Origin of the sequence: Paenibacillus glycanilyticus (assembly GCF_023715145.1) — a bacterium.
Classification (GTDB): domain Bacteria; phylum Bacillota; class Bacilli; order Paenibacillales; family Paenibacillaceae; genus Pristimantibacillus; species Pristimantibacillus glycanilyticus_A.
Genome location: NZ_JAMBNP010000005.1, coordinates 332,096 through 353,830, shown reverse-complemented (window position 1 = coordinate 353,830; position 21,735 = coordinate 332,096). Strand labels below are relative to the sequence as shown.

The following is a 21,735-nucleotide window of genomic DNA, read 5'->3' as shown; positions in this document are numbered from 1 at the left end:
TTTCGTCTCCTTCATACCAAGATTGGGATAGCATACGTATTATGGGCGCAAATCCCATGGATTATGTATGCCTATCAAGCTCTGATTGCGAACGAAGCTCCGATTCCTTCTTGATCCGGCATTTTACTTCAATCGTCAAATCTTTTGGGCTAAGCTTCCATTCTTCCTTCGTCAGGCGTCTCCACGCTTTATTGTGGTACCGGTAAAGTTCATGCTCGAGGTCATAGATATCCGTATTTAAAGCTAATCCTTTCAAATAGGTCTCCTTCAGCTGCGTCTGAACAACCTGCTCCACATACTTAATCAGCTCTTGGTCCGCAAAATCGTTAGATGCCTCAATTAAATGTCCGGTCACATGGACCTTATTCACGAATTTGGGCTGACCATCCTCCCAGTTCACCTTCACATTTGATTTGGCGGAATCCACAACAACGGAACCTCTTTTGTCTTCGACCCGAATAGGTACCAGCGAACGCTTGAATGCTTCGCTCGTCCAGATAAGTCCCTTGGAGTTCCCTCTTGATACAAAACCAGCCGGCTTCTTTTCGTTAAATAAAAAGGTTCCGTCAATGGTTAAGAAATTCAGCCGCTTTTTATTATTCTCCCAGTCGTCCGGCAGCAGTGACAGCGAAGGCAGCTTTACCGTCATTGCAGGCTCAAGCGCTCCGCGCACCAACGTCTGCAGCGTCAAAGGCTCAACGTAGCTGTTCTGATTATTCTCGATATGCGGCGCATATAGCGGGGTTGTTAACGGCGTTTTGTTAAAGAGCATATCCATCGTAAACAAGTCGTTAATGTCTCTTTTGGTCCCAAATACAAGACAGTTAAACCTTGTGGAGCTCAACCGGTTAAGACTGTCGATAATCTGCTGCATTTCGCTGAATGCACGCTCATGGATCACAACCGATTTCAAGTGATTAAGGGACAGCTTGTACTGGGAGGAATCCATCAGGTTGAATATGGCGGCCAGATTGGTATCTCCCTCATGCTTCCCTACCCAGATCGGGCTTCCCGGCGGAGGCGCCCCTTCCTGCTTGGCAATCACGCCAAATGAAATCATCTGGGCATACACGACAAAGTGCTTGTCCACATAATCCACGCCTATGGCAGAGATATAACTGACATCCTGCAGGTTTACTTCATCCCAGCAGCCTCCGGTGATCAGCATCGCGCACAATGCCAAAATGATTTTTACCGACTTCGCATAGCTTCGGATGTTCGCATGAATTCTCATCGCTTCTCACCTTTAGCCCTGGCCTTCCACGGCTTCTGAAACAGCCCCGTTATAACCTCCCGCCACTTGATTGGCGCAATCGGCTGCATGTAGTTCTGATTGAAGGTTTCTAGAGAGCACATATAGATCAGGATGATAAACACGCTGACGAAGAATCCGAATATCCCAAATATCGAAGAGAGAATCAATACGAAGAATCGCAGTATGCTCACCGTACCGCTTAAGGTCTGGTTTACCAGCGTAAAGGTTGATACAGCGGTAACAGCAGCCGCTACAAGCATTGTTGGTGAAGTGATGCCCGCACGGATGGCGGCATCCCCGATAATAAGACCGCCTACGACGGACACCGTCTGACCAACCGGCCTTGGAAGTCTGACGCCCGCTTCCCGGAACAGCTCGAACATCATCATCATGAGGAACATTTCCATCGTCGCGGATATCGGCAGCCCGATCCTTGAATTCGTCACGGTAGCCAGCAAGGTGAACGGAATTTGATCCGTGTTATAAGCGGACAACGCAATCCAGAATCCAGGCAGGCAGATGGCAAGAATAAACCCGAATATACGGAGGAGCCGTTCCATCGAAACATAGTAGTAGGGCAGATGGGCATCTTCGGGCGATTTGATCAGCAGCGTCAGATTACCCGGAAGAATGATAACGGACGGGTTGCCGTCAACAATCAGGCATACCCTTCCCTTCATAAGCGCTTGAACGACATAATCGGGTCGGCCGATGTAATCGACCAGCGGGAAGAGGCTGTTGGGTTTGTCCGATACCAGCTCCTCCAGCTCCGCTGAGCTGTACAACGCTTCGATATGGATGGCCTCAAGTCTCTTTCTTGTTTCTTTAATGAGGGAAGCCTCCGCTTTGCTCTTCATGAACATAATCGAAACTTCGGTCTGCGTTTCTGTGCCTATTCTTAAATAATCTACATGAAGATCCGGTGTCCGGAGTCTTCTTCGGATTAACGCAATATTCGTTGCGATTCCTTCAACAAATCCGTCCCTTGGCCCTTTAACCGAGAGCTCCATGGTTGACTCTTCCGGCTGTCTGCCCGGGACGCTCGCAATATCGAATGCGTAGACCGTTCTTGTGGCTTCATCAACGGCCATCACACTGCCCGAATAGAGGTTAGAGAAGAAATAGGAGACCTCGCGGTCATTATCAAGCGACAGTCGCGCGCCAAACGAGCATCCCTCTGTATTCGGATGGTTCTTGTCCATCGTTACCGTGGAATGGCTATCGCTCTCCTGCTCGTTTTGCCCGATATGTTTATTTAGATTTATTGCGAGCTTGTCCATCTGAGGCAGCAAGGCAATAAATACCGTCTGCATATCGACCATGCCGCTGCACATGAGAATACGGAACGCACGCTTTGGTTCTTCGCCAACCTCAAGCGTTTGGATGACGACATCGCCGGATCCGGCAAGCTCCTCATAAATCTTATCCAGACGATCCCGTCTGCGGACTTGATCCGTCGTCTCCCGACTCATTTCTGTAACCTCCTTGAGCATTCGGATTTGCTTTCTTCTTGACTTTTCGGAAGGAAAGTCCCCACAGCAGCAACAAAATAAGGCCGAATATGATCCAGGCAACCGAGAAATAGCCCTGCATGAGAACCATGTACCACTTCATCTTCATAAGGACTACAAAGCCTGCAACCGCAATAACAAGAACGGTAATAAGCATGCTTATCCATTTATGCTTCAGCTTCCTGAAGGGTCCATATAACTGAATTAAATACAGCGGCAGTGAGATCCGGATAAGGGCCCCGGACAGCCATTGAAAGACCGCAAAGAAGTCAACATGCTCGAAATATTTGCCAATCTTCACGAGCCGCCATTGGGAGTAAGCCGGGTAACGCATAAAACTGGCTTCATTAGGTCCAAACAACGTAATGGCTCCCACGGTTGGTCCAAGGGTCAGGAGCATAATCATGATCGTCAACAGCAAGAGATGCCATTTCTTAAAGCTCTTCTTCATCTCATGCTGGATAAGCAGCAAGAAGGAAAGCTCCATAAAGGCGCTAAGCGAATACATAGCCCCTTTGAATATAGGAGTTATCCCCGTTTCGAACATCGGAAGCAAATACCTGTAATCCTTGGCCGGCATATTGGCAGACATGACAAAATCTCCAAGGACAACAACAATAGGCAGCAATATGCAGGATACATAGGCAATCGTCCGCAGCCCGTTCAAGGCAGCAAACATGCAGAGAAAGCAAAAGATAAACAGGACCACCATTTGAGGAGTTTCCGGCAGATAGGTGTTTGACGTCCAGGCAACCACGTCCACCAAAGTACCAATGGCGACAAACAGCAGGGCCAAGTTAATAATTGCTAGAATCAGCCAAGCAAAAAAGCCCGGAATATGTTGCTTGAGCCACTCGTCAAAGGGTACCCTGTTCATCTTGTGCATGACCCGCTGCAAAGGAAATACGGCGATAGGAAGTGCGATAATCAGCGCAACGGGAATACTCAGCCAGGCATCTCTCTTCGCTTCGGCAAGAAGCAGGGGAACCACGATAACATGATTAACAAGGCCAACGCTTAGCAGAGTCATCATGACAATTGGCCATAAACCGATCGGTTTGGAAGCAAGCTGCACAGACATTCACCACCTTCGCTTCCAGCATTCCCCCAAGGCAGGAAAGTGATGCATGTCTAGGCGCACGCAAATAAGCCCTTTGATTGGCTAATCGCGATCAAAAGGGCTTTATTTGTTTAGGGCAAATGAATGGTTTTTACATGATCAAAATGGATAAACACCGATGATCCGCTCGCATCCGCGATTTCAAGCAAGTTTAGATCTACGTTTTTGAGCACACCTGTTTTTCTAGGGTTCTCCCCCAGGTCAAGAACTACAAATTGACCCATATGTTTGCGGAGCTGTTGATCAAAGGTGCGGGCAAGGGTTAACGGCGTCGGCTTCAGCGGAAATTGTTCGGATGACAACGAATAAGGGGTAACGTTCGCATTATAGGGAACAAGATACTTCAGATGCCGCATCGAGATCATGACAGAATGGTAGATAGGTGAATAGAAGACAAAGAAATCATTCATAACCGCAGTTACGTAGCCATGTATAGACTGATTGCCCGTTATATAAATTTCCGAGAACATCCCCTTGGAATTCAATAATATTTTGCGAAAAGAGATGGAGTCATTGTAGGGCTCAAAAGGAAGCTCCGGCGTACCGTAGTTTTGCTCGTCATCGTAGACAATTCTCATTTGCTGCAAATGGATAAGCGGGATATAAAAAAACTGGTTGCCGTTATATAACACGAGTATATCGGGACCAAAATCAATAAGCTTGCCTCTAATGCCCGACCTGCCGGAAATAACAAGTTCAACCTGCGAATCGAGGAAAGGATGCTGGTTCTTCAACTGCTCGACCTCCTTTTCAAAAGCATAATCCGACTAAGGATGCCGGGCACTGGAGTGCATGCCCGGCATCTATCGATTAGCCTTTTTTCGAGCGGTTGCTGCTGCCGGATTTTTTCGATTTATTGCCTGTCGATTGACCTTGCGCTTGAGCACCTGCACGGTTGCCTGTTTTGCCATTCCCGCCGGATTGACCTTGAGTACCGGTATTATTGTTTTTGTTGCCGCCGGATTGGTTGTTGTTTTTGTTGCCGCCGGATTTGCCGCCGGATTTGTTGCCGCCGAATTTTTTGATGGTTTTGATATGGTCAACAAGCATATAAACTACTTCATTGTTTACGACAACCAGTGCGGTATTGCCTTGCACTTCAGCGAGGAAACCTTGCACGCGTTCTGGTCCGCCCCAGTTGATTTGGACGAATTCTTTCGTTAGTGCATTAATGACACCTCTGAAGTTGTTGGCGTTGATATATTCTTCGCAGTAGCCGCCGCTCTTGCCTGTAGCAAATCCGGTTACGCTTTTTACGTGCTCGAGGTCAACGTACACAACGCCTTCTCTTGAACAAAGCACCAGGTAATCACTTTTTACTGCAAGCAATTTACCTTCCAGAGATTCTGGACCGCCACGGTTAATACGAACAAAATCGCCTACCAGGTTTTTGATCTCTACGCCGTTGTTTCCTGTATTGCCGCCACCGCCATTGCTTTTGTGACTTTTGTGACTTTTGTGGCTTTTGTGATTTCTGTGGCTGTTGTTTCCTTGCTGCCAATTGCATTCGTACATGTAATAAATCCCTCCGATAATACTTGCTTAATAGATTTACAACCGTGCCATCCAATTGACCTTCTACCACTAATAGGCTGATCTTACTGGTGTTTCACTCTCTAGTCATCTACCATTGGTGACGGTTTGTAATATATCTATATGTAACCCGTATATGAGAGGTACTAGATTAGTAACCATTTATGCGTTCAAACGGGCGAAAAAAACAAAATCATGACGTAAAGGGTGTCACTTGCCCCCTTCTCCGAATAGGGTAAATAAGCACAGGAGCCTATCGGCCACGATAGGCTTAGATTTCGGTCTATGAGGTGAAGCCCGTGGCACAGCTGCCAATACGCAAAATTGAAATTGACGAGGATGATCTGAGGGATCTGAAGAATAATCCTTGGAGCAAATCGTTTAAACCCATCCGTATTGAAATAGATGGAAAAGAATATGCTGCAACATGCGGCATTCGGGGCGGCCATACGCGCAATTACAATAAGAAATCCTTCGAAATAAGATTGGACGGAGGCAAGACCCTGCACTGGAACGCCGAATTTGATGACCCTTCCATGATTCGCAATGCCTTATCCTTTCAGTTCTTTAACGCGATTGGCGTACCGTCGCCCGATACCCATCATATTTCCGTTGAGATTAACGGCTATCCGCAAGGAGTTTACTTAGAGATCGAAGCGGTCGATCAACGTTTCTTCAAAAAGCGGGGGATAGGCTATACTTCCCTGATTTATGCCGTTAATGACAGTGCGGACTTCAGTCTGATTGATCAGAATACCAAAACGAAAAAAGATTCCTTGTTTGACGGCTATGAAATCGTGACGGGACAAACAAACACCAAATACCGGCTTGTCCGGTTTATCCGCAATATTAATACTCTTACAAGCAAACAGCTGAGTGTCTACACCGCCAAACGGCTTGACATTGGCCAGTATCTATTATGGCTTGCCGGAGCTGTTCTGACTGGCAATTATGACGGATTTGACCAGAACTATGCCATCTATGAGCATAAGAAGAGCCGTAAATACCGCATCATTCCTTGGGATTATGAGGGGACCTGGGGGAGAAACTGCTATGGGAAGCCATGCGGCAGCGATCTTGTCCGCCTGCAGGGCTACAATGATTTGACCGCCAAGCTGTTCACCTTCTCCTTCTGCCGCATGAAATACCGGGCCATCTTGCAAAATCTATTAAAATCAGCATTTACAGTAGAACGCATCGATCCTATTATTAACCGGATGTATAAGGAGATTACGCCCGCTATCCGCGAGGATTTTACGCGAAAAAGCAGCTTTGACACGTATATGAACGAGCCGTCTTTTATACTGGATTATGTGAGGGAACGCCGGGGACTTATAAAAGAAGCCCTTAGAGCTTGGAAATAAGCTCTAAGGGCTTTCTCTTCTTAGAATATGTTCATGCTCAGATACCGCTCGCCGGTATCCGGAGCAATACAGAGGACACGCTTTCCTGGTCCAAGCTTCTTGGCCACCTGCATAGCCGCCCATACGGAAGCGCCGGAGGACGGTCCCAGCAACAAGCCTTCCAGGCGTGCCAGGCTTCTCATGGTCTGAAGAGCATCATCATCCGTTACCCGGATGATCTCGTCATAAACCCCGGTATTCAAGATAGCCGGAACAAATCCGGGACTTGTGCCGACCAGCTTATGAGGACCAGGCTGGCCTCCCGACAGGACTGGCGATCCGGCCGGCTCAACAACCGCGATATGGATATGGGGCAATGTGGCCTTTAAGGTTTCGCCGGTTCCCGTAATGGTGCCTCCCGTACCTGCCGTGGCAATAAAAGCATCCAGCTTGCCGTCTGTTTGGCGAAGAATCTCTACGGCCGTTGTTGTCCGGTGAATATCCGGGTTCGCGTGATTCTCGAATTGATTCGGGATAAAGCTGTCCGGAATTTGCGCTTGCAGCTCAAGCGCCTTGGCTATGGCTCCGGGCATTCTTTCCGCGGCCGGCGTGAGGACAACCTCCGCTCCATAAGCCTGCAGCAGCTTAATCCGTTCCGCCGACATATTGTCGGGCATAATCAGGATGAGCTTATAGCCTATGGCAGCAGCGTTCATCGCCAGGCCAATGCCGGTATTTCCGCTCGTCGGCTCGATGATTGTACTGCCCGGCTTGATCCGTCCGCTTTGCTCGGCAGCATGAATGAGAGCGGATGCGGCGCGATCCTTTACGCTTCCGCTCGGGTTGAACCGCTCCAGCTTTACGCAGACATCCGCGCTTCCCGCTTCTGCCAGGCGGTTTAGCTTAATGACAGGCGTATCGCCGATGAGATCGGTGATGGTATGTACAATTCGTGGCATAACTTCTCCTTTGCGTGAGTTAAAGATTTTCAGTCGTACCCTATCGGACGACCGAAAACCTTTAAATAGCACTTAACGAAATTTATTGTCGGCGGACAGGAACGGCCGGAGAAAGAACCATCCGGCTATAGGGACGATGCCGACACAGAACATTAGAGTGACGATCGCGACCGGTGACTGCGTCTGGGATAACACGATCAGATAGGCGGCAAGGCCAATGACGCGACCGATGATAAGACCCGCCTCGCGGAGAACAATCAGCTCTTCGCGGTTTTTGACGTTCTGCTCGGAATTCCCGATCAGGTCAAAGACGCGGGAGGTCATCGGGATAATGTACAGCGGGATAAACAATGAAGTACCTATGCCGAAAATAAGCAGCGTACTGTAGTCTACTTTATAGAACAGGGGCAATATGGTCAAACCGATCATAATGGTGCCGGCCAGCATCGCGATTCTCCGGTTGCCCGGCTTGAGCCGCTTGCCGACAAACCAGAAGCTGATTAAGGCAACCAGGGAAGTAATAAGCGAGAAGTTGCCAAGCTTGCCTTCGTTTTTGGTCGCGATATAGATGACAAGTCCGATCAGGAACATAAATACGCCTTCGCGAACGCCTTGCGTTACAATTGCAGCAAACATCCGCCGCCAAGGATTACCCTTCTCCTTAAGCTGTTCATATCCATGGAACCATTTGTACTTCTCTCCTACTACGCCGCGGTTCGTGAGCCAAAAGCTCCCGACAACGGCTAAACCAAAGATGACAAGCGATATGGTAAAAATCAGCTTGTAGCCTCGCTCGCCTTGAAGCGTCGTAATCAGAAAACCCGACACCCATGGGGCGATGATCCCTGACAATGCACCCAGTATTCCGGCAATGCCATTAAACCTGTCGCGGTTGTCCGGTTCGGTTATCTCGAAGTAAACGACGTTATACGCCATCCAATAAAAGCCAAGCGCCATACCGCTTAACATCCCAATCGGAATGCTGTAGGTTTTGGCCTGCTGACCCAGCATCAGTACGGTAAAATAAAACGCCCCCGACAGCACGATGCCAAGACGGAGGCTGTACATTTTATGATGTTCCTTCACCCATTTGCCAGCCAGCCAAAAGGTGATGGCACCCGTGACGTATTGCCCAAGCGTAAACCAGCCGATCAGCATAAAAGACTGGCTTGCCTTCCAGAGATAGATCGGGATGAACGTTCCGGACAGCGCACTTGCCACGCCGAACAGTCCCTGTACGGTGAGCAGCAGGATAGCCTGCGCTCCCAGCGCTCCGCCTTGGCGAGAACCTGTCGCGACGCTGCGTCGGGCCGTTCCGCCCGGCAATCGCCCGCCGGTCTTAACGCCATGATGACTCTGCTTCAATCCGATTCCTCCTAATAAGAATTCCCACACGATAAGCTTCGTCAAGGCTGTAGGTGGTCATTCTTGCTTCGTAGGATCAGCTAACAATGATGATCCATTGTTAGATTTCCCGATTGAGCAGGGTACATGCTTACTTGCCAATAATTACTCTTTTGGCGTGAGCAGTGCCAGCATCTGATCGCGGGCTTCCTGACTTAGTACGGTCGAGGTTTGGAAGCATGAAGGGCAAATATACGTAACGGTCTCAAACGGCGATTGAATAACCGGTTTGCCTGTTGCCGCATGAACGGTTGGCTGAAGCGTCACGCTTTGCTTGCCCGCCTCCAGCATATACTCGCGGCATGTCGGGCATTCCGGCGCTTCGTCCTGGCTATCGGTAATTTGACGGATCGTCTGTTCCGCCGCAAGCCAGGAAACATTCATCTGGCGGAAGCCTTCATTGGAGTCATCGTTATAGGACTCGTCTTGCTGCGCTTCCTCCTTCTCTTCCCACTCTTCTTCACGATCATCTTCATCGCGATCGATGCCGATCTGCATGGTGCGATAACCGCTAAGCTCATTCTCGCAATGCGGACAATGCTTCTCCGGTCCAATTTCCTCATCCCATACGATTTCTGTATAACACCATGGGCAAATGTTCTGTTCTTCCATTACAATAACCTCCACAAGCTTAATTGTTCATCATATAGATAACGCCTAGTCCAAAAAATATAATTGCAATCGCGAGCAAGATCCCCCATAGATACTTCATGACTGCCCTCCTGAAAAGAAAAAAGAATTGCCAGTTACAAAATAACCGTTGCGCCTATCACATAGGACAATGAAATCGAAATAATCATGGCAATGAAGCCTACAGCCCGGTTATCCTTCGCGATTTCATCGTCAATGCGAAATACCGGGGTAAGAAATTCAAATAAAAAGTAGGCCGCAAGTAATAGGATAAAGCCGAATATACCCCAAATCAGACTTTGATAAATCGAATCATTCGCTTCAATCGAAAATCTGAAAATATTGCATATGCCGAATATTTTTCCGCTTGTCGCCATGGCTACCGCTAAATTGCCGTTCTTGATTTCTTTCCAGCAATTATATCGGGTCACAAGCTCAAATACGGACAAAAAGACGATTAGCGACAGCACGACCAGCGATACATAAACGAGAGATGCCGCATACGAATTGCTGAGCAAACGATCGACTTCATTACCCATCTTTATCACTCCTATGGCTTGCTTCCTTTACCGCAAGCTTGGCGGCGAAGCTATTTCAGTTCCGCCACCGTCACGCCTGCGCCGCCTTCACCGTATTGTCCAAGCCTGTAATTTTTCACCAGGCTGTGTCTGCGCAAATATTGCTGGATGCCGGCGCGGAGCACACCGGTTCCGATTCCGTGAATAATATATACTTGGCCAAGACCACCCAGATAAGATTCATCCAAGAAACGGTCTACTTCAATTATAGCCTCTTCCAAATTAGCGCCGCGAAGATCCAGCTCCATTCGAAGACTATCGTCTTTGGACCGTTTGAGACTTGTCGTCTGCTTTGGCTGCTGCTGCTTATTGACCTGTGTTACCGTCTTGATCAGCTCCAGATCATCAAGCGCAACCTTCATCTTCATAATCCCAAGCTGAACCGTAGCGTCAGAGCCGCCGATATCAACAACCGTGCCTTTCTGATTAAGGCTGTAGACCATAACCTCGTCCCCTGCCCCAATCTTCGCGGGTTTCTTCGCTCCTCCGCCGCCTGCGGAGCGCTTCTTCTTCGAAGCCAGCTCAGGCGCTGCTTCTTCCAGTCTGCGCTTCGCCTCAATGAGCTTATGCTCTTTAACGGAGGCCCCTTCTTCCATCGCGAGCTTACGCAGGTCCGCGATGATTTGATCGGCTTCGCGTCTGGCTTTGGCAACAGCCTCGTTGGCTTCCTGCTGCGCCTTTTGCATCATCTTGTCGCGCTGCTCTTCGAAGCGCTCCAGCTCGGCTTCGTGGCGCGTGCGCTGCGCTTCCATCTCACGGCGCATCAACTCAGCCGTGTTGCGATCCGATTCGGCGCTTAGACGGTCTTCCTCGAGGGACGCGATCATGTTCTCAACGCGCAGATCTTCCTCGCTTACCTCGCCGCGCGCATGATCAATAATCGCTTGGCTGAGACCAAGACGTTCTGCTATCGCGAAAGCGTTGCTTCGGCCAGGCACGCCAACCAGCAGCCGGTAAGTCGGACTGAGGGTAGCCACATCAAATTCCATGCTGGCGTTAATGACGCCTTTACGATTATAGGCATAAGCCTTCAGCTCGCTGTAATGCGTTGTGGCAATGATCCGGCTGTCGAGCTTGTGGATATGCTCCAGAATGGCGATCGCAAGTGCCGAACCTTCGGCAGGGTCTGTTCCCGCACCAAGCTCATCCAGCAGCACAAGGCTCTTGGATGTCATGGATCCTAAGATCCGGATAATATTCGTCATATGGCTGGAGAATGTACTGAGGCTTTGCTCGATGCTTTGTTCATCGCCGATATCCGCGTAGATCGAATCAAATACGCAAAGCTGGCTGCCGTCTTCAGCCGGTACAAAAAGACCAGACATTGCCATCAGGCTGAGCAGTCCTACCGTCTTCAATGACACGGTCTTGCCGCCGGTATTTGGACCGGTGACAATAATGGCCGTGAATTGGTTGCCAAGCTCTACGTCAAGCGGCACTACCTTGTCCGCTGCAATAAGCGGATGACGGCCGCGCTTGATTTTGAGGAAGCCTCTGTCGTTCATGCGCGGCAAGGTAGCTTTCATTTCATGCGCAAGCCGTGCTTTCGCATAATTGAAATCCAGCTTCCCGAGCAGATCCTGGTTGTACAGCAGATCCTCTACATGCTCTGCGGCACGGGCGGTCAGTTTTTGCAGGATCTTCTCGATCTCGCGCAGCTCGGCGGCCTTTGTTTCCCGCAGCTTGTTATTCATCGCTACCACCGTTTCCGGCTCGATAAACAACGTAGCGCCGGAGCCGGACTGATCATGAACGATACCGCCAAAATGCGAACGGTATTCCTGCTTGACTGGAATAACATAACGGTCATTCCGAAGCGTAATAATCGCGTCCTGCAGCATCTTTTGTACCGAGGACGAACGGATCATCTGCTCCAGCTTCTCGCGGATCCGCGATTCCCCGCTGCGCAGCTCGCGCCGGATGGACGCCAGCTCCGGGCTTGCGCTGTCCATAACCTCGGCTTGATCGTCGATGCAGTCAAAGATCGCATCCTCCAGCGGCTTGTGCTCGGACAATTGCTCCGTGAGCTGGAACAGAAGGGGAATCGGATCATCCTCATGCAGATTGTCGATATGCTTCTTAACGCGCCGTGCCCCTCTGGCCGTCGCAGCGATATCCAGCAGCTCCACCGGGTTCAGGGTTCCGCCGATCCGCGCGCGATGCAGGGAAGCGCTAATATTAACAATCCCGCCAAACGGTGCATTGCCTTTCAAACGGTCAGCCTTGTAAGCCTCGTCGGTCGCTTGCAGCATGAGCTTGACGTCTTCCAAATCGGAATTCGGAGCAAGCTGCTCCGCTACGCTTTTCCCAAGCGATGTAGCGGCATGGTGCACTAATTTATTCGTTATTTTATGGAATTCCAAAGTGGATAAAATTTTGCTGTCCAAGTGAACACTCCTCTCGCCCTTTTATTATAGCTGATCAAGGTTTAGGATGCACGATGTCACATCCCGTTTCATACATGTTTAACGGATTTATGGTCATAATAGGAGGGGAAACGCACCATACTTAGGCTAACCTAACATAAGGAGGCTAACGATATGAGTTTTCTTGGTCATGTAGTCCGTTTTATCGTTGCGGCCATCGTCTTGATGGTTGTCGGCTGGATCGTTCCGCAGTTCAGTGTCGGCGGATTCTGGAGTGCACTCCTGCTGGCTCTGGTTATCGCGGCGCTTGGCTGGATCATTGAAGGCATTTTCGGCAAAAAAGTTACCCCGTTCGGACGCGGTATAGTTGGTTTCATCGCCAGCGCAGCTGTCATCTGGATTGCGCAGTTTATCGTAGGCGGAGTGTCTGTAACATGGCTTGGCGCCATCTTAGCAGCTCTTGTTATCGGGATCATCGACCTGTTCATACCGGTCGCAACCCCGTACGAAGCTGGCAGAAGCGATTACCGCAATCGCGACTAGCAGCCTTCCCCCTCCCGCCCTTGTCCTATCGGAGACGATAGGCAGGGGCTTTTTTTATTTGTCACGTGGCTGTCACTGCAAAACGGATGGGGATAAGCTACAATAGGAAAAGAATTCAATTTTCTAGCTTTATCGCTACGAAAGGGGTATTGGTAATGAAGAAGTGGCTCATTTTTGCATCCGTGCTTTGCCTTGTGTTCGTTGCTGCCGCTTGCGGTTCAAACAGCAATGGCAATAATGACGGATCAAACGCGGCAAGCTCGACGGTTGCAGACGTTGTTATTAAAGCAAGCAGCTGGGAATTCGATCAACCAGAATATCATATTAAGAAAGGCCAGTCGATAAAGCTCGAGCTTATTGATGGCGTGCACGGCGTCGAAATCGAGAAATCCAATCTTAAGCTGGCTCAAAATAAAATAAAAACCGTTACCCTCGATGCCGGGGAATACGAAATTAGCTGCAACATCCCTTGCGGTCAGGGACACTCGAAGATGACGGCGAAGCTTATTGTTGAAGAAGCTTAAGGAATGTTAGGTTATGAAGGAATGAAGACCTCTTTGCGAAGAGGTCTTTTTTGTTTTCACGACATGGCATGGCTCCAAGCCACATATGAATTATAATGATTCCTTTACAAAAGGGTAAGAAAGACTGATGGTTGCAACACTTCCCCTATCACCTTCCGGTCTGATAAGATGATTCATAAATCCATCTTAACCAATGCTTATACATGACTATTTGGGGATTGGGATTATTCATTAGCGGATGCTTACGAGGTATGAATAATCATCCACAGGTCATGCATGGCTAGCATTGGGTTATTCATTAGCTGATGCTTACGAGGTATGAATAATCATCTATAGCTCATGCTTGGCTATTTTTAGGATTTCGTTTATTCATTAGCTGATGCTTACGAGGTATGAATAATCATCTATAGCTCTTATATGGCTATTATTGGATTATTCATTAGCTGATGCTTACGAGGTATGAATAATCATCAATAGCTCTTATATGGCTATTATTGGATTATTCATTTAAGGAGGGTGATCATATGAGCTTATTAAACGGGCGGATTGCCGTCGTGAGCGGCGCAGGCTCTGGACTCGGCAGGGCAACTTCCCTGTCATTCGCAAAAGAGGGAGCCGAAGTTGCTTTGTTAGGCCGCCGTGAGAGCAAGCTGCAGGAAACTGCCGCGCTAATCAAGCAGACCACGGGCCGAGAGGCGCTTATCATCCCTACCGATATTACACAGGAAGAACAAATACAAGCCGCTGTCCAGCAGGTTATCGACCAATGGGGTTCCATTCATGTACTACTAAATAATGCTGCCGTATTTGAGGCTGGCTCTGTGCTGGAGTTAACCTCTGAAGACTGGCATGTGCAAGTGGCGACGAACCTGACAGGACCATTCCTTCTGACAAAAGCCGTGCTTCCCGCTATGCGCAAAAGCAAATACGGCCGCATTATCAATATAACTTCCGGCTTATCCTGGAATGGAGCTGGCGGTTACGCCGCATACAGCGCAGCGAAAGCCGGCCTGGAATCATTGACCCGTACTCTCGCCGATGAAGAGCACGAGCATGGCATTCTCGTCAATCTCTATAATCCCGGTACCTTGCGTACCGAAATGCACGCTACAGGCAAAGATCCGGCCGTCGTAACCCCGGATCTCATCCGCCTGGCCAGCCTGCCGGTAGGCGGTCCTACGGGGACTATAGTAAGCTATGGTTAAACCGTGAGAAAGCCCGTTCCAATTGGAACGGGCTTTTTTGGTGCGCACCGTCCAACCTCTGTAGCACGGTTTTTACATCTTAATTGGCTGATCGAATCGGTCGGCGGCCAAACAAAAGAGCCATCTGCCCGTAAGCTGATGGCTCTTCTCAACGCTTGGTTAACTATGTTCAATGAGTTCAATCCATTCATTGTACTCGGTTTGAAGCTTACGGTACTCAATCTCGAGCTTCTCATGCTTCACGGAGAGAGCACGGAATTCTTCACGAAGCGCTTCCGTTTCACCGGATGCATCCCGATGCTCAACGGACAGCGATTGCGCCTGCTCGTCCAGCAATACACGAAGCTCAGCGGCTGCAGCCGCTTCTTTACGTGCCGCTTCCAGCTGTTCGAGAAGGGACTTTTCTTCCGCTTCGCGGGCACGCTCGGATTCCGTTAAACGTTCCGCATCCTGCTTGGCTTGCCGCACCAGCCGCTGCTCGGCTTGAAGCTGCTCGCTTAGGCTCTGGATTTGTTGGGAAGCCGCCTCGATCTGCTGTACCGTAATCCGTTCCCGGGCTGCTGTGTACTCAAGCTGCTCCATAAGCTCGTTTTCGCGTTTCGAGGAGAGTTCGAGCTGTTCTTCCTTTTCAAGTCCGCGGAGCTCTGCTTCTTCTATCGCTGCTTGCAGCTCTCCGATCCGAGCACGCAGATTATGCTGCTGCTCTTCCTGCTTCGCCATAAGCTCGGAGTAACGCTCATCCGCCTTGGAAAGTCGTTCTTCGTAGCGATGCTCGTATTGCTGTTTTTGCTGATCGAATTTACGGGTATGCTCCTGCTCCCGTTCATCCCACTCGGCTTTCAGCTCCCGCTCCCGGCGTTCCAATTGGTCCACTTGCTCCATATATTGAAGCTCCAGTAATTCGTTTTGCTCCGTAAACTGCTTCTCAAGGGAACGAAGCTGCTCTTGATGACGCTGCTCCAGCTCGGCGATCTTCTGCTCATGCTGTGCTTCCATTGCTGAATGCTGTGCCTGCAGCTGGCTTTCCAGCTCCTGCTGCGTCAACTGGTTCTCTTCCAGCTGCTGCTTAAGCTCGGCAAACTGCTTCTCATAACGTTCTTTGAGTTCAAACTGCTGCTCAGCGCTGCGCAATTCAAGCTGTTCCTGCTGCTCTTGATATTTGCGCTCCAGCTTATGCTTGTCTTCTTCATATTGAAGCTCCAGTTCAAGCTCTTTCTCTTCAAAAATAGCGGAGGCTTCTTTCAATTGACGAGCCTGCTCTTCCAGACGGCGCTCCGCTTCATTATATCGATCCGCATGAAGCTGCTCAATGGCTGAACGCTCCGCTTCGAACCCGCGATGCTGCTTCTCCATTTCATCTTGAAGAAGGTCGTATTGCGCCTGCAATTGCTGGAGCTTCCCGGTTTGTTCCGCAGCCAATACTTCCACAGCGGTTTGCAGCTCTTGCTGCTTGGCAGCTTGCTGTTCCAATTGCCCGATCGACTCAAGCGATTTCGCAAAATGTCCGGACACTTCCTCCAGCTGTTCTTTGATATCCGAGTTCAGCTGGTCAAGCTCCTGTGCTCTCTGCTCCATAACCTGAATGGTAGCACGAAGCGCCTCTTCCTGCTCCATTGCCTGCATCAGATGCTCATCAGCAGCCTGAAGACGCAATTCATGCAATTCCTTATCTTTATTCCATGCCTGCTCCAGCTCCGACACTTTCGTGAGCAGCCTTGTACGCTCCTCGATCCAGCCGTTGCGGCGGCGCTCCAGATCAGCCTTTAACGATTGTTCAAGCGAAGCTAGCTGTTCCTGCCACTGCTGCTCCTTAGACTGCAGCAGCTCCAGCGCTTTCGCGCGCTCTTGCTCAAGCTCCTCGGCTGCGATCACCTGAGCAAGCGTAAGCTCGTCTGCGGCTTCCGCTGCTTTCAGTTGCACGTTTTCAAGCTCCTGTGCCGCCTGAGCTTGCTGCTCCGCAAGGCGCTGCTCGGCTCTTGCACGCTCGCGCTCCATCTGCTCGGCTAGGACTTCCGCCGCTTTCGCACGTTCACGCTCGATTTCTTCCGCGGCCAACAGCTGCGCTAATGCCAGCTCTTCTGCGGCTTCCGCCGCTCTTGCGCGCTCGCGCTCCAGCTCTTCTGCCAGCTCAGCAGCTTTCGCACGTTCATGCTCAAGCTCTTCAGCGGCCAGCGCTTTTGCCATAGTCAGTTCTTGTGCTGCTTTCGATAGCTGCTCCGCTAACGCCTCAGCGGCTCTTGCACGCTCGCGCTCCAGTTCCTCCTCTGCCAAAGCTTGCGCCAAAGCTAATTCTTCAGCCGCTTCTTGCAATCTGGCACGTTCGATTCCAAGCGCTTGGTCTGCCGAAGCTTGCTGCTCCGCAAGTACTTGCGAAGCTCTAGCACGCTCGCGCTCCACTTGCTCGGCCAGCACTTCCGCGGCCTTCGTACGTTCGCGTTCCAATTCCTCCGCGGCCAATGCTTGGGCCAGCACCAGCTCCTCTGCCGCTGACGCAGCCTTCGCACGTTCTCGCTCCAGTTCCTGCGCCGCTGCCGCCTCCTGCTGAGCAAGGGCTTCCGCGGCTCTCGCCCGCACAAGCTCCAGTTGCTCCGCTAACATCTCCGCAGCTTCCGCACGCTCGCGTTCGAGCTCCTCCAATGCCAGCGCTTGCGCCAGCGCCAGTTCTTCAGCCGCTTCTACTGCCCGACGACGCTCCTGCTCAAGCTCCTGTGCCGCTGCCGCCTGCTGCTGAGTCAATGCTTCTGCCGCTCTTACGCGCTCTTGCTCAAGCTCCTGCACGGCCGCATCTTGTTGCCGCGCTAACGCTTCCGCTGCTCTCGCTCGCTCGCGTTCCAGTTGCGCTGCCAATACCTCAGCGGCTTTCGCACGCTCATTTTCGAGTTCCTCAGCGGCCAATGCTTGGGCTAACGCCAGCTCTTCAGCCGCTTCTACTGCACGCCGGCGCTCTTGCTCAAGCTCTTGCGCCGCTGCCGCTTGTAATACCGCCAATGCTTCCGCTGCTCTCTCACGCTCGAGTTCGAGCTCGCCGGCAGCTTCCTCAGCTCGCAGACGCTCTTGCGCAAGCTCCCGTGCCGCTGCCGCCTGCTGCTGCGCCAACGCTTCCGCGGCTCTCGCACGCTCTCGCTCCAGCTGCTCCGCCAGCACTTCCGCCGCTTTCGCACGCTCGCTTTCGAGCTCCTCCGCCGCCAGCGCTTGCGCCAGCGCCAGCTCGTCCGCGGCTTCCGCCGCTCTTGCGCGTTCCAGCTCCAGCTCCTGCGCCGCTGCCGCCTGCTGCTGCGCCAACGCTTCCGCGGCTCTCGCTCGCTCACGCTCCAGCTGCTCCGCCAGCACTTCCGCGGCTCTCGCGCGCTCGCTTTCGAGCTCCTCCGCCGCCAGCGCTTGCGCCAGCGCCAGTTCTTCAGCCGCTTCCACGGCTCTTCTGCGCTCGCGGTCAAGCTCCTGCTCCGCCTGCGCCTGCTGCTGCGCCAACGCTTCCTTTGCCTTCGCGCGCTCGCGCTCCAGATCAGCTTCCGCTTTCGCATAGGCTGCTTCGAGCTCCTGCTCAAGCTGCTCTGCGGCCAGCGCCTGAACGCGCTCGATCTCTTCCGTCGCCTCCGCTTGGGCTAATGCAAGAAGCTCCGCCGCTTCCTCCAGCTTTGCGGCAAGCTCTTCGGCTGCGGCAGCCTGGACCGCAGCAAGCTCCGTCTCATATTCGCTGCGAAGCTCTTCAAGCTCGACTTTCGACTTCTGCTGAACAGCGGCCAGCTCCTCGCGAAGCGAGATTTCCAGCCTGCTTGCCTGTTCCAGCAAATCAACCAGCACAAGACGCTTTGCCTCCACGTCATGCAAATTATCATTTTCACGGCGCAGACGGAACACTTCCTCCGTCATTTGCACGGCAGCAAGCACAGCCAGCTTTGGCATATCAAGACGAGGCGAGCCGATCGCAAGCTTCTTCATTGCATCGTCTATCGTGCCGGCTACCCTTTTAATATAATCAGCATTGTTGTGGCCCTTTAGCTTATATTGATGACCGTATATATCAACGGTAACAACGGTTTGATCAGTATCCATTCTGGGTAACCTCCTATTAAAATATGTCCCGGATCAAAATAAGAAAAGCACATCGGAATCTTATACTTTCTTATGTTTTTATGAATTGCTAAGCAAATCGAACAATCTGCCTTCATCTATGTAACAAAAATCGATTGCGAAAGTTTCAAATATGTGAAAAAACTCATCTTTCAAGCCGTTTTTAAGGGCAAAAAGCACAAAAAAGCCGCATCGAAAGTTCACAAGGAACTATTTCGATGCGACTTAAAAGGTTTCCTGCCTACTTTCTTAATTCTGCCGCAAAAGATTGTTCAAGTTCCGCAACGACTTTGCCGTGCAGTTCCGTCACTTCTTCATCGGTCAGCGTGCGGCCTTCATGACGGTAAACGAGCGACAAAGCAACGCTCTTTTTACCCGCGCCCAGCTTCTCTCCGGTGAACACGTCGAACACTTTGACAGATTCGAGCAGTTCACCCGCAACCGCCCAAGCGGTTGCCGTCAGCTTCGCTGCCGGAACAGCCTGGTCAAGCACAACGGCGATATCGCGCTGCATAGCCGGGTAACGAGGAAGCGCCTTGTACTCAATGCCTGGATCGGCAAGCTCATACAATAGGCCCAGTTCAACCTCGACCACGTACGTATCGGCAAGATCGCTCTCATGCTGCAGCGTTGGATGCAATTGGCCGACATAGCCGATCGTTTCCGGACCATGAGCCGTATCCACGATAACGGCTGCCGTTCTGCCCGGATGGAAGTTAGCAGGCCGAGCCGATTCGTAACGCACTTTCGATGTCAAACCAAGCACGTCAACGACAGTCTCCAGAACGCCTTTTGCATCGTAAAAATCAACCGGAGCCGATTTGCGGTTCCATTGAGCATCCACGCGGTTGCCTGTCAGCAGAACAGCCAGACGATGCTTCTCCTGCGGAAGACGCGTAAGCTGTTCTTCCTCGGTATGGAATACGCTGCCGATCTCGAAAATAGCAGACGATTCGTTCTTACGGTTGCGGTTATACGTAGCTGTCTCGATCAGCTGCGCGATCAAGGTTGTACGAAGAACGCTGCGGTCCTCGCTCATCGGCATTGCGAGCTTCACCGGCTTCAGATTCTTGCCGGACAGATCAGGGAACAGCTCTGTACGGGATGGACCCGTGAACGAGTAGCTGATCACTTCATGCAGACCCGCATCGGTCAATCTTCTGCGAAGATCGCGGCGGATGTTCTGCGGCTTAGTCAGCGCGCCAGGGGTCACATCGCCGTGAATTGGAGTAGTAGGAATATTGTCATAGCCAAACAAACGGGCTACTTCTTCAATTAAGTCAACATCGCGCGTAATATCGCCGCGTCTGGTAGGTACCGTTACGGAGAACAAATCATTCGCATCGGACAAACGGTATGCAAAGTGCAGGCGGTCGAAAATCGTTTGAACTTCAAGACGCGACAGCTCCGTGCCCAGATAACCGTTGATTTTGCCCAGCGTTACGTCAATGACAGCAGGCTTCGCTTCCGCAGCAACAACCTCAACGATGCCTTCTGCAACCAGACCGTCGGTAAGCTCTGCAATTAAAGCCGCAGCGCGGTTCAAGGCAGGAATGACGCGGGCAGGATCCACTTCCTTCTCGAAGCGGATGCTCGATTCCGAACGGAGTCCAAGCTGGCGGGATGTTTTGCGAACGGTGCCGCCGTCGAACTTCGCCGACTCAAGCAGAATGTTAACGGTCTTCTCGGATACTTCCGAGTTCGCTCCGCCCATTACGCCCGCCAAGGCTACAGGCTTCTCGCCGTCCGTAATGACAAGCATATGAGGCTCGAGCGTACGCTCCTGGTCATCCAGCGTGACAAGCTTCTCGCCCGGATTAGCCAAACGGACATCAATGCGGCCCGTTGTAATGGAATCGGCGTCAAAGGCATGAAGCGGCTGGCCGTACTCGAGCATAACAAAGTTTGTCACGTCAACCACATTGCTGATCGGACGGATACCCGCAGCGATCAGGCGGTTTTGCAGCCATTGCGGGGACGGGCCTACCTTAACGCTTTTAATGTAACGCGCGCTATAATGCGAGCATTGCTCCTTGGCGCTGATCGATACCGCGATATGGCTGTCTGCACGATCGGCCGCATGGTTAACAGCAGGCTCGGGCAGGCGTACTTCGCGGCCCGTTAAGGCACCAATCTCATAAGCTACGCCCAGCATGCTGAGGCAGTCCGAACGGTTAGGCGTCAGATCCAGCTCGAGCACTTCGTCATTGATGCCGAGAACATCGCCGATTGGCGTGCCAACCGGCGTCGATTCCGGCAGCACAAGGATCCCTTCCTGCTGCTCTTTCGGCAGCAGCTTGTCGTTAATGCCAAGCTCCTTCGCCGAGCAGATCATGCCCTGCGATTCCACGCCGCGCAGCTTCGCGCGTTTGATTGCGAAATCCCCAGGCAGCTTAGCGCCAATCGTCGCTACCGGCACTTTTTGACCGGCATCGACGTTTTTGGCTCCGCATACGATTTGAAGCTCTTCTCCCGTACCCACATCAATCTTGCAGACGCTCAGCTTGTCGGCGTCCGGATGCTTCTCCCGGGATTTGACATAGCCGACAACAACGCCGGTTACGCCTTTATTCAGAGATTCCACGCCGTCGATTTCAATACCGCCGCGCGTCATTTTTTCCGCTAGCTCTTCGGCTGTGAAGCCGGTCAGATCAATATATTTATTCAACCATTGGTAAGATACTTTCATTGCT

The 21,735-nt window shown here is 51.3% G+C and carries 16 protein-coding genes; 4 read left to right on the top strand and 12 right to left on the bottom strand.

What is annotated here, in order from left to right; genetic code table 11:
- Nucleotides 1–61: 61 nt before the first annotated feature.
- The 5 genes from M3194_RS16645 to M3194_RS16625 all read right to left on the bottom strand — a co-directional run bounded on the left by M3194_RS16645 (nucleotide 62) and on the right by M3194_RS16625 (nucleotide 5,401).
- On the bottom strand, nucleotides 62–1,234 hold the full coding sequence (locus M3194_RS16645) for a Ger(x)C family spore germination protein (RefSeq protein ID WP_251655196.1): 1,173 nt from the start codon (nucleotides 1,232–1,234) through the stop codon (nucleotides 62–64).
- Nucleotides 1,231–2,727, bottom strand: a complete 1,497-nt coding sequence (locus M3194_RS16640) for a spore germination protein (protein ID WP_251655195.1) — start codon at nucleotides 2,725–2,727, stop codon at nucleotides 1,231–1,233. The genes M3194_RS16645 and M3194_RS16640 overlap by 4 nt, the downstream gene beginning before the upstream one ends.
- A complete protein-coding gene (locus M3194_RS16635; protein ID WP_251655194.1) occupies nucleotides 2,678–3,847 on the bottom strand; it encodes a GerAB/ArcD/ProY family transporter in 1,170 nt (389 codons plus the stop codon). Before M3194_RS16635 ends, M3194_RS16640 begins: the two co-directional genes overlap by 50 nt.
- 110 nt (nucleotides 3,848–3,957) lie before the next feature.
- Complete coding sequence (locus M3194_RS16630) at nucleotides 3,958–4,620, bottom strand: adaptor complexes medium subunit family protein (protein WP_251655193.1); 663 nt, start codon at nucleotides 4,618–4,620, stop codon at nucleotides 3,958–3,960.
- A gap of 76 nt (nucleotides 4,621–4,696) precedes the next feature.
- Nucleotides 4,697–5,401 (bottom strand): hypothetical protein, encoded by a 705-nt coding sequence (locus M3194_RS16625; protein WP_251655192.1) that lies wholly within the window; start codon nucleotides 5,399–5,401, stop codon nucleotides 4,697–4,699.
- 317 nt (nucleotides 5,402–5,718) lie between these two features.
- Here M3194_RS16625 and M3194_RS16620 point away from each other — a divergent pair, with 317 nt between their 5' ends.
- A complete protein-coding gene (locus tag M3194_RS16620; protein WP_251655191.1) occupies nucleotides 5,719–6,783 on the top strand; it encodes a CotH kinase family protein in 1,065 nt (354 codons plus the stop codon).
- Between the two features lie 20 nt (nucleotides 6,784–6,803).
- Here the strand turns inward: M3194_RS16620 and cysK are convergent, their stop codons facing one another.
- From cysK to M3194_RS16595, 5 genes are all read right to left on the bottom strand, one after another.
- Nucleotides 6,804–7,721, bottom strand: a complete 918-nt coding sequence (gene cysK / locus M3194_RS16615) for a cysteine synthase A (protein ID WP_251655190.1) — start codon at nucleotides 7,719–7,721, stop codon at nucleotides 6,804–6,806.
- Nucleotides 7,722–7,793: 72 nt separating this feature from the next.
- Nucleotides 7,794–9,086, bottom strand: coding sequence for an MFS transporter (locus tag M3194_RS16610; RefSeq protein WP_251655189.1), 1,293 nt, complete (start codon nucleotides 9,084–9,086; stop codon nucleotides 7,794–7,796).
- A gap of 144 nt (nucleotides 9,087–9,230) precedes the next feature.
- Entirely contained in the window at nucleotides 9,231–9,737 is a 507-nt protein-coding gene (locus M3194_RS16605; RefSeq protein WP_251655188.1) for a hypothetical protein, read from the bottom strand.
- Between the two features lie 134 nt (nucleotides 9,738–9,871).
- Entirely contained in the window at nucleotides 9,872–10,294 is a 423-nt protein-coding gene (locus tag M3194_RS16600; RefSeq protein WP_251655187.1) for a DUF350 domain-containing protein, read from the bottom strand.
- A gap of 50 nt (nucleotides 10,295–10,344) precedes the next feature.
- A complete protein-coding gene (locus M3194_RS16595) occupies nucleotides 10,345–12,720 on the bottom strand; it encodes an endonuclease MutS2 (protein WP_251655186.1) in 2,376 nt (791 codons plus the stop codon).
- Between the two features lie 153 nt (nucleotides 12,721–12,873).
- On the opposite strand from M3194_RS16595, the gene M3194_RS16590 reads away from it, so the two are divergent.
- From M3194_RS16590 to M3194_RS16580, 3 genes are all read left to right on the top strand, one after another.
- Nucleotides 12,874–13,242, top strand: coding sequence for a phage holin family protein (locus M3194_RS16590; protein WP_251655185.1), 369 nt, complete (start codon nucleotides 12,874–12,876; stop codon nucleotides 13,240–13,242).
- A 155-nt stretch (nucleotides 13,243–13,397) separates the two neighbouring features.
- Nucleotides 13,398–13,766, top strand: a complete 369-nt coding sequence (locus tag M3194_RS16585; RefSeq protein ID WP_251655184.1) for a cupredoxin domain-containing protein — start codon at nucleotides 13,398–13,400, stop codon at nucleotides 13,764–13,766.
- A 524-nt stretch (nucleotides 13,767–14,290) separates the two neighbouring features.
- Nucleotides 14,291–14,971 carry an SDR family NAD(P)-dependent oxidoreductase gene (locus M3194_RS16580; protein ID WP_251655183.1) on the top strand — a complete coding sequence of 227 codons (681 nt, stop codon included), beginning with the start codon at nucleotides 14,291–14,293 and terminating at the stop codon, nucleotides 14,969–14,971.
- A 159-nt stretch (nucleotides 14,972–15,130) separates the two neighbouring features.
- On the opposite strand, the gene M3194_RS16575 is transcribed toward M3194_RS16580, so the two are convergent.
- Entirely contained in the window at nucleotides 15,131–19,024 is a 3,894-nt protein-coding gene (locus M3194_RS16575) for a hypothetical protein (RefSeq protein ID WP_251655182.1), read from the bottom strand.
- Between the two features lie 259 nt (nucleotides 19,025–19,283).
- On the bottom strand, nucleotides 19,284–21,731 hold the full coding sequence (pheT, locus tag M3194_RS16570; protein WP_251655180.1) for a phenylalanine--tRNA ligase subunit beta: 2,448 nt from the start codon (nucleotides 21,729–21,731) through the stop codon (nucleotides 19,284–19,286).
- Between the last annotated feature and the right edge of the window lie 4 nt (nucleotides 21,732–21,735).